This is a genomic window from Streptomyces atratus, from assembly GCF_014648655.1.
GTDB lineage: Bacteria > Actinomycetota > Actinomycetes > Streptomycetales > Streptomycetaceae > Streptomyces > Streptomyces atratus.
Map to the genome: position 1 here is coordinate 22587 of NZ_BMRN01000035.1, position 12030 is coordinate 34616.

10 protein-coding genes and 1 pseudogene are annotated in these 12030 nt (G+C 69.7%); 4 read left to right on the top strand and 7 right to left on the bottom strand.

Going from position 1 to position 12030, the window contains the following annotated elements:
* The first annotated feature begins 512 nt into the window (after nucleotides 1-512).
* Together IEZ15_RS33610 and IEZ15_RS33615 are read left to right on the top strand one after the other, a co-directional pair.
* A complete protein-coding gene (locus IEZ15_RS33610) occupies nucleotides 513-833 on the top strand; it encodes a transposase (protein WP_229846281.1) in 321 nt (106 codons plus the stop codon).
* A 257-nt stretch (nucleotides 834-1090) separates the two neighbouring features.
* A pseudogene (locus IEZ15_RS33615) lies at nucleotides 1091-1243 on the top strand (IS110 family transposase); the annotation flags it as partial.
* Between the two features lie 55 nt (nucleotides 1244-1298).
* Here IEZ15_RS33615 and IEZ15_RS33620 read toward each other — a convergent pair.
* The 5 genes from IEZ15_RS33620 to IEZ15_RS33640 all read right to left on the bottom strand — a co-directional run bounded on the left by IEZ15_RS33620 (nucleotide 1299) and on the right by IEZ15_RS33640 (nucleotide 7163).
* Entirely contained in the window at nucleotides 1299-3008 is a 1710-nt protein-coding gene (locus IEZ15_RS33620) for an MFS transporter (RefSeq protein WP_189280732.1), read from the bottom strand.
* A gap of 181 nt (nucleotides 3009-3189) precedes the next feature.
* On the bottom strand, nucleotides 3190-3927 hold the full coding sequence (locus tag IEZ15_RS33625) for a YoaK family protein (protein WP_189280733.1): 738 nt from the start codon (nucleotides 3925-3927) through the stop codon (nucleotides 3190-3192).
* Nucleotides 3908-4432: a DoxX family protein gene (locus IEZ15_RS33630; RefSeq protein WP_189280734.1), complete on the bottom strand. Its 525-nt coding sequence runs from the start codon at nucleotides 4430-4432 to the stop codon at nucleotides 3908-3910. Before IEZ15_RS33630 ends, IEZ15_RS33625 begins: the two co-directional genes overlap by 20 nt.
* Nucleotides 4433-4478: 46 nt before the next feature.
* Nucleotides 4479-5141 carry a hydrolase gene (locus IEZ15_RS33635; RefSeq protein ID WP_189280735.1) on the bottom strand — a complete coding sequence of 221 codons (663 nt, stop codon included), beginning with the start codon at nucleotides 5139-5141 and terminating at the stop codon, nucleotides 4479-4481.
* A gap of 132 nt (nucleotides 5142-5273) precedes the next feature.
* Nucleotides 5274-7163 carry an amidohydrolase gene (locus IEZ15_RS33640; protein WP_189280736.1) on the bottom strand — a complete coding sequence of 630 codons (1890 nt, stop codon included), beginning with the start codon at nucleotides 7161-7163 and terminating at the stop codon, nucleotides 5274-5276.
* Nucleotides 7164-7579: 416 nt separating this feature from the next.
* Between IEZ15_RS33640 and IEZ15_RS33645 the strand changes: the two genes are divergently transcribed.
* Both IEZ15_RS33645 and IEZ15_RS33650 read left to right on the top strand, forming a co-directional pair.
* Complete coding sequence (locus IEZ15_RS33645) at nucleotides 7580-8551, top strand: alpha/beta hydrolase (protein ID WP_189280737.1); 972 nt, start codon at nucleotides 7580-7582, stop codon at nucleotides 8549-8551.
* Between the two features lie 57 nt (nucleotides 8552-8608).
* Nucleotides 8609-9331 (top strand): alpha/beta fold hydrolase, encoded by a 723-nt coding sequence (locus IEZ15_RS33650; protein WP_189280738.1) that lies wholly within the window; start codon nucleotides 8609-8611, stop codon nucleotides 9329-9331.
* A gap of 106 nt (nucleotides 9332-9437) precedes the next feature.
* Here IEZ15_RS33650 and IEZ15_RS33655 read toward each other — a convergent pair whose 3' ends face one another.
* Both IEZ15_RS33655 and IEZ15_RS33660 read right to left on the bottom strand, forming a co-directional pair.
* Nucleotides 9438-10565 carry a low temperature requirement protein A gene (locus IEZ15_RS33655; RefSeq protein WP_189280739.1) on the bottom strand — a complete coding sequence of 376 codons (1128 nt, stop codon included), beginning with the start codon at nucleotides 10563-10565 and terminating at the stop codon, nucleotides 9438-9440.
* Between the two features lie 50 nt (nucleotides 10566-10615).
* Nucleotides 10616-11983, bottom strand: coding sequence for a dihydrolipoyl dehydrogenase family protein (locus IEZ15_RS33660; protein ID WP_189280740.1), 1368 nt, complete (start codon nucleotides 11981-11983; stop codon nucleotides 10616-10618).
* Nucleotides 11984-12030: the final 47 nt, after the last annotated feature.

Consider the following 12030-nt stretch of genomic DNA (forward strand, 5'->3'; position numbering starts at 1 on the left):
ACGCGGCCTGCACCGCGCCGACCTCAACAAGACAAGTCCGCTGACCGAATCGTCTGATGAGGCGGACCGGGGCCGTCGACGCCCCCTTGACTGGCAACAGACAACGGGGTGCTGCGGGCGGCGTTCGGCGTCACGGAAGAACCCTTCGGGCTGATGGCCCCAATCAGCCCGCGCGGCCTGGCGTCGATGCAGTACTGGCGAATTCCCCAAGACTTCATGAGAGGTGACCGCTGTGACCCCGTCTCGGAGGCCCCGGCTCACCGGCCCCGGGCAGTGGACTGCGAGCGGCGAGCGGCGGGCAGCCCCGGAGCCGGTGCTGCGGAGGCCGTGGGTGCCGCTCGGAGGCCGGGGGCGGGGGTCTTGTGGCCGAGCCCTTCGGCGAGCTCGAACGAGACCTGCTGCAAGACCTCGGGCGGGGTGTGGGGGGAGAAGCGGAGGGGCCCTGACCCCGGGTTTTGGACACCGGAGAGACTTGGATCTTGATGGTCCAGGAGAACGGAGTCCCTGTGGGGATGAAGCACTACCCCGCCGAGTTCAAGGCGGACGCGGTCGCGCTGTACCGGTCGCGTCCGGGAGCGACGATCAAGTCGGTCGCCACCGACCTCGGGGTGGACACCGAGACGCTGCGGAACTGGATCAGGGCCGCTGACGGACGTCGGTCCGGTGCTCACTCCACGCCCGCGGCGGCGCCGCGGCCGGGTGGTGACGCGGTTCAGGCGGAGCTGGCGGCCGCGCGGAAGAGGATCCGCGAGCTGGAGGAGGAGCGGGACATCCTCCGCAAGGCGGCCCGGTATTTCGCAGGGGATTGTGTCCTGAACACGAAGGGGAGTTGACAGTAGGACAGCTTCCGAGAGTGGTGCTGTGCGGAAGATGAAGGTTTTGTGGCCCTTCGAAGCCGCCCTGCGGGGGGGGGGAGGCTTCAAACCCCCTCATGCCGCGTTGGTTGAAGACCGTCGTGGTGAGCGATGAGGAAAAGGCGCCGTAAGAGGCGTCAGGTGGGGACCTGGAAGACGAACGCAAGTGAATCGCTGCTGACGTTTCGAAACGAAATCAGACGACATCGAAACCGGGCATCCGCCGCTGCGACGAGTCCCGTCGCTTCTACGACCGCAAGCGCGCCGAAGGCAAAAGACACAGCCAGGCCGTCATGGCCCTCGCACGCCGACGAGTCAACGTCCTGTGGGCCCTTCTGCGCGACGGACGGTGCTACCAACCAATATCGCCCGTCGCCTTGGCTGCTTGACAACTCCATTAGGAATCGGTGCGCAGACGGGCATGTCGCCCATTCAGCCGCAGGCTTAGGCGTGGGCTGACTCGGACGTGCCCGTTCCTGGCCGTTCTCCCGGTGGGCATCGAGGCCCCGGGGCCGTCATCGCGTCGCCCGTCTCGGGCACCACGGGTCCCGCGGCAGCGTCGAAGGCATGGGTCACCTCCGGCGCGGTGCCCTCGACAAGCAGTCGGCGGGCCCTCTCCTCGTGACGACGGTCGGTGGCCGTGAGCCGGCTGTGGTGCTGGGCGAGATGCTCCGACCAGGACGCGACCAGGTAGTTCTCGACGAACCGGCCCGGATCGTTGCCGTCCTGGTAGAGGCCCCAGCTGAGGGCTCCCGTGCGCCGGCGTGAACGGGCCACATGGTCCATGCAGTCGATAAAGGCGGCCCTGTTCGCGGCCGCGATCCGGTACGCGACGGAGACCAGCACGGGGCCGTCGGCCGGTCCGGGCTCGAACACCAGGGGCGGAACGGGCCAATGGTCGGACGGGGACGGGTCGATGCCGTCCGTGCCGTGCAGCGGCCAGCGGCGCACGCTCACCGCGCCGAGCAGCAGCAGACCGCTGCCGGCCAGAAGGGAGACGGCCAGCCCCGGCCCGTCGGCCAGCGCACCCCACAGTGGTGCCGCCAACGCCTGCCCGCCCTGGAAGACCAGGAGATAGACGGCGAGTCCCCGGGCCCTGACCCAGCCGGGCAGCCGCGCCTGGACGGCCGCGTTGAGGGTGGACAGCACGCCGATCCAGGCCACACCGGCGGGCAGCAGCACGACCGCCGCGAGCCATGGGACCCGGACCGTGGCCAGTACCGCCAGGACTCCGGCGAAGACGAGGGCCCCTGCGGCCAGAGTGCCGTTGACGCCCAGAGCGCGGCGGATCGCGGGCAGTGCGAAGGCCCCGCTCACAGCACCGGCTCCGACCGCACCGAGCAGCACCCCGTACCCACCCGAGCCCAGGCCGAGGGAGCGGCTCGCGACCAGTGGAAGCAGCGACCACAGCGCGGCGCCGCCGGGGATGAACAGCACCGTGCGCAGCAGGACTCGGCGGACGCCGGGCGCGTTCCACACGTAGCGGCGGCCGGCGTGCAGAGCCGTCAGGAGCTTCTCGCCCTGCGCAGTCGGCGGTTCCGCCCCGGGCCGTCTCCACAATGCGAGAACGGCCGCGGTGCCGAGGTAGGAGGCGGCGTTGAAGGCGAAGACCCAACCCGCGCCTGCTGCCGCGACCACTGCTCCCCCGAGTGCCGGGCCGAGGGCGCGAGCGAGGTTCATGTTCACAGCGCCGAGCGCGGCCGCCTGTCCCAACTGGCGGCGTTCCACGAGTTCCGGCTGGATGGCCTGCCAGGCCGGGCCCATCAGAGCGGTGCCGCATCCCAGCAGGAAGGTGAGACCGAGCAGCAAGGCCGGAGTGAGCGCGTCCGCGAACGCCAGCACCGACAGCGTGGTGGAGGCGGCGAGCATGGCGAACTGAGCGGTCAGCAGCACCGTGCGACGGTCGAAACGGTCGGCCAGCACGCCAGAAGGCAGAGCCAGCAGCACGACGGGGAGACTGGACGCGGTCTGCACGAGCGTCACCAGGGCGGCGTCGTGGCCGATCAGTAGCCACTGGGCGCCCACGGTCTGCATCCAACTGCCGATGTTGGAAACCAGTTGTGCGATCCACAGCGCCCGGAAGACACGCGCCGCGAGCGGGGCCCAGGCTGAATCGGACTCCGGGAAGTCTTTCGGTGGCAGTGCGGTGTTCACGTCGGTCCCTACCGGTATGGGGCACGGACACCTTGCTTCCGGCGGTGTCCCGGGTGCCGTGCGGGCATGGCCGAGGGTGGCCGCAGACGGTCGCGGGTGCCGTCGACTAGGAGTGCAACGTCTGTGGTCCCGCGGGTCACTGACGAGAGCGCCGGCCCCTCCTGCGGGGCCGGCGCCGAGTTCACGCCTGCGGCTTGACCCAGGGGGCGTCGGAGGCCGAGAGGCGGTGGGCAGCCACGGACGTCACCACGAGCAGCACCAACGTCAGGACCAGGACCAGGACGAGTCCGGTGTGTGCCAGAAGCACGGCGCCGGCGAGGGCTCCGAGGAATATGGCCAGTACGGACAGGATCCGCCGGCCGGGCCGGGGTGCGGCCCCGCCCGCCGGGGTGGAGTCCGCGGCCAGTCCGGTCAGGGTCAGGGTCAACACGGTCGTGGTCAGGTCCGGGACCCCGAGGCGTCTGGCGACCGCGTTCTGCAGCCCCATGGCGAGGCCGAGGAGCACGATCAGGGCGTAACGGACCTCGGTGGTCACGCTGCCGTGCGAGACCACGGCCGTGATGACCGCCCCGGCGACGAGCAACGCCTGAAGCGCCGTGGCGAAGGTCAGCAGCCGCCCGCGGTGCTCCGCGAACCGGGTGCCGAACCGGCCTCCCGCCAGCGCGCCGACGAGGAACGCGGCCATCGACACGACGGAGGCGAGCACGGACAGGCCGTCGGCGCCTGCCAGGGCGAACCCGAGGAAGACCACGTTGCCGGTCATGTTGGCGACGAAGACGTGCCCGAGCCCCAGATAGCTGACGGCGTCGACCAGGCCGGTCGCCACCGTCAGCATCAGCATGAGCGGCGGCAACGGGCCGTGCCTGTCCCCCTTGGGCGGAGCCAGCGTGCGGGCCGCGTCAATCAGCAGCTTGCGCATACTGAGTTGTTCCTTCCTTGACTGAGGGACGATGCAGCAGCACACGGGTGAGCAGTCCGCTCACCGGTCCGACCACGATGGCCACGACCGAGACCCACAGGGGCCAGGGGGTCAGTCCGAGGGCGTGGTCGGCCGACCAGCGGCCGGGTCCGGTGAGGGCCAGGACCGCGGAGGCCACGACGAGGACCATGGGGTACTCGTAGCCGTCGTTCTGGACCCAGAGCCCGTTGTGCCATTTGACGGTGCCGGCCACCGTCATCACTCCCATGGCGGCCATCGCCGCCCCGGGAGTGAGCAGACCGGCCGCCAGGAACAGGCCGGCGCCGATCTGGCTGCCGCCCGCGGCAAGCGCGGTGAGCCTGCCGCCGCGGAAGCCGTCATGGCGGAACTCCTCGGTTCCGCCCGCCAAGCCGTTGCCGCCGAGGCGGAAACTGACTTTCTGCACTCCGTGCCCGGCGATGAGGAGCCCCGCCACGAGTCGGAGGACCAACAGTCCGGTGTCCATTCGTTCCTGCCTGTTCCTGACGTTCCGTCGATGCTCAGGTGAAGAGTCAGCCGGCCGCGTGGGCGCCGATGACGGCCTGCGCGTAGACCAGGCCCAGGCCGTAGGCCCCGCCGTGCTCCTTCACCACCTCCGTGACGGGGACGTACGTCTCCGTCCGCGCCCAGTCGCGCTGGAGCTCAAGGAGCACCTGCACCCAGGTCACCGGAATCGCGCCGCCCTGGACCATGCGCTGGATGGCGTGCTCGTGCGCCTGCGGGCTGACGCCGCCGGACGCGTCCGTGACGACGTAGACCTCGTAGCCCTGGGAGATGGCGGACAGCGCGGGCAGTACGACGCAGACCTCGGTCCACAGCCCGGCGATGACGAGCTTCTTGCGGCCCGTCGCCTTGACGGCTTCGACGAAGTTGCTGTCCTCCCAGGCGTTCATCGTGGTGCGGTCGATGATCTTCTGGTCGGGGAAGACAGCGGCCAACTGAGGCATGATCGGACCCGAGAAGGACTCGGCGGCCACGGTGCTCAGGACCACCGGAACGTCGAATACCTTGGCCGCCTTGGCCAGGCCCAAGGTCGAGTTGATGATGGCGGTGCGGTCGCCGCTGCCGGTGCCGAAGAACATCTGCGGCTGGTGGTCCACAAACAGCACGGCGCAGTTGTCGGGGGTCAGCAGGTCGGGACCGGGGGCGGCGGTGACTTCGGAGATGTTGACCATGAGAGGGCCTTTCCATGAGTGATGTGATCGCGGACGGGCGTCCGCTGCTGAGCAAAGCCGTCTGTTCGACGGCGAGAGGTGGGGGGTGGTGCCCCGGGAGAGGCGGCTCGTGACCGGGCCTCTCCCGGGAGATCAGAGCGAGAAGCAGGGGTCGAAGACCGTGCTCTCGGTATCCGGGGCCAGACCTCGTCGGGCGCGCCACTGTCGGTGCTGCTCCGACTCCGCGACGGCCAGGCCAAGCGACTCGGCCTGGCGGGCGCCCGACGAGCCGGTACCGGGCGTGGCCTGGTAGCCGCCGAAGTGTGCGACCGGGCTCCACTCGGGGCGGACCGGCGGCAGTTCCTCGTCGAGGCCCTCGTACTCGGCGGCGGCGTAGACGATGCGGCCGCCGACGACCGTCAGCAGGGACTCGATGTGCACGATGTCCGGCTCGGGCACGGCAAAGTAGTCCTCGGACAGGACCGCGAGGTCGCCGAGGAAGCCCGGGCGCAGGACGCCCTTGACGTCCTCCTCGCCGGTCAGCCGGGCCCCTGCTTCGGTGAACATCGACAGCGCAGTCTGCCGGTCGACGCGGTTGTGCGGCGGGCGCATGACCAGGTCGCCGACGGTGCGGCCGGTGATCAGCCAGTGCAAGGCGATCCACGGGTTGTAGGTCGAGACCCGGGTGGCATCGGTGCCGGCGCCGACGGTCAGACCGCGCTCCAGCATGGCCCGGATCGGAGGGGCGTCCGCTGCGGCGCCGGGGCCGTAGCGGCGTACGAACGCCTCGCCCTGGAAGGACAGGCGATTCTGCACGGACATGGCGCCGCCGAGGGCGGCGATGCGGTCGAGGCTGTCCGCGGAGACTGTCTCCGCATGGTCGAACAGCCACCGGTTTCCGGCCGGGAAGAGTCCTTCCGCGGCCAACTTTTCGAATATCGCGAGATCGCGTCGGATGGTGTCGTCGTAGGTGGCGTGCAGCCGGAATCCCCAGCCGTTCTCCATGAGCAGACGTACGGCCTTCTCGAATTCTGTCTCATAGCCGGGAGCGAGTTCCGGGCGCGGCTGGGCAAAGTTCTCGAAATCTGCTGCCGCCCAGGTGAGATTCTCTCCCGCACCGTTGAGGCGGAGCCATTCGTCCCCGTCCTCGGGGCGGGCCATTTCGATCCAGCGGGCGAGGTCGTCGATTTCCTGACCGGCGGTCTGCGGGAAAAGATGGTAGGCGATGCGCAGCGAAAGTTGACCGGCCTTGGCCAGTTCGACGACCGTGCTGTAGTTGTCGGGGAAATTCTGGAATCCCCCCGCTGCGTCGATCGCCGACGTGAGCCCGAACCTGTTCAGTTCCCGCAGGAAGTGACGGGTGGAGGTCTTCTTGTCCTCGCCCTCCAGCACCGGGGCCTTGGCCAGAGTCGAGTAGAGAATCAGAGCACTCGGGGCGGCCAGCAGCATACCCGTGGGCTCACCGTCCCGGCCCCGTACGATCTGACCGCCCTTCGGATCGGGGGTGTCCCTGGTGTATCCGGCGGCCTTGAGCGCAGCCCGGTTGAGCACCGCCGACTGGTACAGGTGCAGAACGAACACCGGCGTGTCCGGCGCGGCGGCATTCAACTCGGCGACGGTCGGCAGCCGCCGTTCGGCGAACTGCTCGGCCGACCATCCCCCCACCACCCGAACCCACTGGCCCTTCGGCGTGCGGGCCGCCTGTTCACGCAGCATCGCCAGGCCCTGGCGCAGCGTGCGAACGCCGTCCCAACGCAGCTCCAGCACGTAGTTGAGCCCACCCCGGATGACGTGCAGGTGGGAGTCGTTGAGGCCGGGGATCATCCGGCGGCCGAGAGCGTCGACCACCTTCGTGGCCGGGCCGACACGGCCGGCCACGTCCTTGTCGTCGCCGACGACCGTGATGACGCCGTCCCGTATGGCGATCGCCTCGGCCTGCGGGCGCCCCGGGTCTCCGGTGTGGATCTTCGCGTTGCGGACAATGAGGTCCGCTGCGTCGTCGGTGGCGCTGGGAACCAGCCCACCGACCGGCATCGTGGACACCTTTAGACAACCTCCTGCGGCATGAACAGTGTCGATTTCCATCTGCATCGACTTCCAACTGCGGCGACAGCGGCGGGCAGAGAGAATCGGGAGAACACGCAATCAATGCGTCTACGCTCAACCGAAATGAATTCCAGGTGGGCCTTCTGTGCGATGCACAACACCAACTCCGGCAGCCCGCAGCTGCTTCGCCACCAGGCTATTTCGAGCCGAAGCATCCGTGTGTCCCGACAGTGCACAGCATTCGTCCCGACAGTGCACTGCGCCCCGTTTCTATGCGTTGTGAGGTCAAATCTGGTGCACTGACGGTCAATCTCCGCCGCCTTCAGGGTTTTAGCGTAAGGATCGACGGCCCCGCAGATCTCCATGTCTGGCCCGGAGGGGCCGGCACATCACATGAAACTCAGGAGACTCACATGTCCGACGTTGTAGAGCCGGTGCAGCCCGTGCTGGAGCCGGCGGCAGTTGCTTTCGCCGAAGCGACCGCCAATCCGCCCTATCTGTTCGACCTGCCGCCCGCCGAGGGCCGGAAGGCGGTCGACGAGGTGCAGTCCGGCGAGACCGACAAGCCGCAGATCGACGAGGAATGGATCACCGTCTCGGGCGGTCCGACGGGCAGCGTCCGCGCACGCATCGTGCGCCCCGCCGGCGTGGAAGGGACCCTGCCGGTGATCCTCTACATCCACGGCGCGGGCTGGGTGTTCGGCAACGCCCACACCCACGACCGCCTCGTACGCGAACTCGCCGTCGGCTCGAACGCCGCCGTGGTCTTCCCCGAATACGACCTCTCCCCCGAGGCCCGCTACCCGGTCGCCATCGAGCAGAACTACGCGGTCGCGAAGTGGGTCGTCCAGCAGGGCGCGTCCAAGAACCTGGACGGCTCGCGGCTGGCCGTCGCCGGCGACTCCGTCGGCGGCAACATGACCGCCGCACTGACCCTGATGGCCAAGGAACGCGGCGACATCCCGCTCGTGCAGCAGGTGCTGTTCTACCCGGTCACCGACGCGAACTTCGACACCGGCTCCTACCACCAGTTCGCGGAGGGCTACTTCCTGCGCCGCGACGGCATGCAGTGGTTCTGGGACCAGTACACGACCGACGAGGCCGACCGCGCCCAGATCACCGCCTCCCCGCTACGGGCCACCACCGAACAGCTCACCGGCCTGCCGCCGGCCCTGGTCATCACCGGCGAGGCCGACGTGCTGCGCGACGAAGGCGAGGCCTACGCCAACAAGCTGCGCGAAGCCGGCGTCCCCGTCACCGCCGTCCGCTTCCAGGGCATCATCCACGACTTCGTCATGCTCAACGCCCTGCGCGAGACCCACGCCGCCCAGGCCGCCATCACGCTGGCCGCCGACACCCTGCGCACCGCGCTCCACACCGGCTGATACCGCGCTCCACGCCGACCTCCGAAAGCCCCCGACAACAGGGAGAACAACCCGAACATGACCACGAACCCCACCCCCACAGCTGTTCTCGTGCACGGAGCCTTCGCGGACGCCGCCAGCTGGACCGGGGTCATCGCGGAACTGCAGAACCACGGCATCCCCGTGGTCGCGCCACCGAACCCGCTGCGCGGCCTGGCGTCCGACGCCGCGTACATCGCGTCCGTGGCTGCTCAGATCGACGGTCCGGTGGTGCTCGTCGGCCACTCCTACGGCGGTGCGATCATCTCCGTGGCAGGCGCTGCGGAGAACGTCGTCGGGCTGGTCTACGTAGCGGCCTACGTCACCGAAGAGGGCGAGAGCCTGGGCGAGTTGCAGGGCCGCTTCCCCCTCTCGCCGCTCGTCAGCAACCTGAAGGAGGCGACGTACCCCGCGGAGGGATCGGAGCCTGCCGTCGAAGTCACCATCAAGGCCGAGGCGTTCCCGGACATTTTCGCCGCCGACGTCCCGGCCGCCGCCACCAAGGTCCTTGCGGTGGCGCAGCGTCCACTGGCCGCCTCGGCATTCACGGAGACGGCCTCGGCCGCCGCGTGGAAGACCAAGCCTTCCTGGGCGCTCGTGGCCGGCGCGGACCAGGCGATCAACCCCGAGGTCGAGCGCTTCGGAGCCAAGCGGGCCGGGGCGACGATCGTCGAGATCGAGGGCGCCTCGCACGCCGTGGCCGTGTCCCGGCCCAAGGAGGTCGCCGAACTGATCCGCGATGCGGTACGCGCGACGAGCTGACGAGGCGCGGGCGGTAGGGCGGCCGCGCGGCGGCACTCACCACACGGTGAGTGCCGCCGCGCGGCCTTCGGTCCCGGCACAGGGTGAGATCTCGCCGCGGGCTTCTTCACCGGCGCTGCACCGTGACCACCACGGCCAGGACCGCCAGCAGCGCACCGGCGGCGAAGGCAGGTGCCGGGAAAAAAGCGGCCAGCAGGACGCCGACAGCCGCGACGGGATACGGAATCCACTCGTCCACGGTTCTTTGATGGGGCCGGAGGTGTACGGCCCAGACAGTGATCAGGAAGACGGCCGCGGGGACGGTGACCGCCGCGCCCGCGGCCAACGGCGAGGCGTCCGTGCGACGCGTGACGTGATCGGCGTACGCGGCCAGGCCGGCTCCCTCGGCGGTCGCCGAAGCGAAGATCAGGTAGTGGCCGTAGGCCCAGGTGAATCTCCTGCGGTGGGCCTGGTGCGTCGTGGCAAGCAGGGTGTGCGCGGATCTGGCGAAGTACAGCCACCACATGGCGTAGGCCATGAACAGGCCACCGGCCGCCACCGCGTACAGCGAGCCGGTGCCGTGGTGCCGGTCGAAGGCTCCCCGGACGGCGACGGTGGCCGCCGCGACGGACTCTCCGAGGACGATGAGGGTGAAGAGTTCGTAGCGCTCGGCGATGTGGCGCGGATGCCATGTGGTCATCCCGGCGGACTGTGCCCACACCGGGACGGAGACCTCGGCGATGATCAGCACCACAATGCCCGGCAGCCGCGCCGAGGCCGGGAGACCGAGCAGCCCGACCCAGCCGATCTGACACACCGTCACCCCAGCGGCGAAGCGCAGGGTGGTCGGCCGCCGAGCGGGGTCGGACCACGCGGCGCGCAGCCACAGGGCGGCCAGCGCCGTGCGCAGCACGACGTATCCGATGGTGATGACCAGCAGGTCACCCTCCTCGAACGCGCGGGGAACGCCTGCGGCAAGCACGAGCGACCCCGTGATCTGGACCAACACCGTCAACCGGTACAGGACGTCGTCCGGGTCGTAGGCGGAAGCGAACCAGGTGAAATTCATCCACGCCCACCAGATGGTGAAGAAGACCAGCGCGAAGCGCAGGACACCAGTGGCGTACTCCCCGTCGGTCAGCGCCTCGTGCAGACTCCCGGACGCCTGCGCCACCGCGATCACGAAACACAGGTCGAAGAGAAGCTCCAGCGAGGTGGCGGCCCTGTGCGGCTCGCCGGGGTCGCGGCCCGGCATGCTACGCCATCGCCTGGGCGCGGGGGCCGCGTGGGCGATCGGGGGGCGGCTCAGCGGAGGGCTCCGAGCGCGGCCTCGACCGTCCGGTGGAAGGTGGGATACGTGTAAATCATGTGCTGGAGCCGGTCGACGGGTATTTCGGCGTGGACGGCCACGTTCAGTCCGTAGAGCACCTCGCCTCCCGCCGGCCCCGCCGACGTCGCGCCGATCAACACGCCCCGGTCCGCGTCCTCCACAAGCTTGATGAGCCCCTCGTTGCCCGGCCCATGGATCCAGCCTCGCGTGGAGAAGGCGATGGGCAGCACACTGGTGCGTACCCGCAGCCCCCGCTCACGCGCCTGCCGCTCCGTCAACCCGACGGCCCCGATCTCCGGATCGGTGAAGGTGACGCGGGGAAGCGCCCGGTAGTCGGCGTCGAGACCGGGCTGTCCGAGGATGTCCCGGACGGCGATCTGCGCCTGGTACATCGACACATGGGTGAAGGCACCTCGGCCGGTGATGTCGCCGACCGCCCACAGCCCCTCCCCCGCCCGCATCTGCCCGTCCGTGTTCACGGCTCCCGCCGTTGGATCCAGCCCCACCGTGTCGACCGCCAGCGCGGCCAGGTCGGCGTAGCGCCCGGTGGCGACCAGAAGCCGTTCGGCACGAAGCGACTCCCCGTCACCCTCAAGGCGGATGGTGAACTCGGTGCCGTCATGGCTGACCTGCCGTGCCCGAGCACCCGTGAGTACGGTGACTCCGTCCGCCCGCAGCACCTCCGCGGCCAGCTCCCCGGCTTCCGGTTCCTCCTGCGACAGCAGCCGGTCCTGCCCCTCGATCACCGTGACCGCGCACTTGAAGCGGGCGAAGACCTGGGCGAGTTCGACACCGATGGCACCCCCGCCGAGCACGACCATCGACTCCGGCAGCTCCTTGGCCGCCATGGCATCCCGGTTGGTCCAGTACGGCGTTCCCTCGAGGCCCGGCACCGGGGGGATCCGGGGCCGCGTGCCGGTGGCCAGCACGACACCACGCCGGGCTTCGAACGTGCGGTCGCCGACCACCACCCGGCGCGGCCCGGAGAGACGGCCCGTCCCCCTGACGAGCCGGCCGCCCTTGTCCGCGAGACGGCCGGCGGCGGCCTGGTCGTTCCAGTCGTCAGTGGCCTCGCCGCGGATACGCCCGGCGACCCTGCCCCAATCCGGCGTCACGACCGCTTCGCCGGCGAGGGCGGGCACCCGGCCCGCCTCGGCGAGCAGATTCCCGGCCCGGATCATCATCTTGCTGGGCACGCACCCCCAGTACGGACACTCACCCCCGACGAGTTCCGCCTCGACCCCCACCACGTCCAGCCCAGCTTCGGCCAGCGTGCCCGCGACGTACTCACCGCCCGGCCCCAGCCCGACGACCACCACATCCGCCTGCTCGTTCGCGCTCATGCCTGCCTCTCCTCGTGCCTCGGGCTCCACGGACGTGGGCCGTCCTG

Bases quoted from the DNA above. Each gene is read 5' to 3' on its own strand.
- IEZ15_RS33610 (WP_229846281.1), top strand. From the start codon at position 513: ATGAAGCACTACCCCGCCGAGTTCAAGGCGGACGCGGTCGCGCTGTAC.
- IEZ15_RS33625 (WP_189280733.1), bottom strand. From the start codon at position 3,927: ATGCGCAAGCTGCTGATTGACGCGGCCCGCACGCTGGCTCCGCCCAAG.
- IEZ15_RS33630 (WP_189280734.1), bottom strand. From the start codon at position 4,432: ATGGACACCGGACTGTTGGTCCTCCGACTCGTGGCGGGGCTCCTCATC.
- IEZ15_RS33635 (WP_189280735.1), bottom strand. From the start codon at position 5,141: ATGGTCAACATCTCCGAAGTCACCGCCGCCCCCGGTCCCGACCTGCTG.
- IEZ15_RS33645 (WP_189280737.1), top strand. From the start codon at position 7,580: ATGTCCGACGTTGTAGAGCCGGTGCAGCCCGTGCTGGAGCCGGCGGCA.
- IEZ15_RS33650 (WP_189280738.1), top strand. From the start codon at position 8,609: ATGACCACGAACCCCACCCCCACAGCTGTTCTCGTGCACGGAGCCTTC.
- IEZ15_RS33655 (WP_189280739.1), bottom strand. From the start codon at position 10,565: ATGCCGGGCCGCGACCCCGGCGAGCCGCACAGGGCCGCCACCTCGCTG.
- IEZ15_RS33660 (WP_189280740.1), bottom strand. From the start codon at position 11,983: ATGAGCGCGAACGAGCAGGCGGATGTGGTGGTCGTCGGGCTGGGGCCG.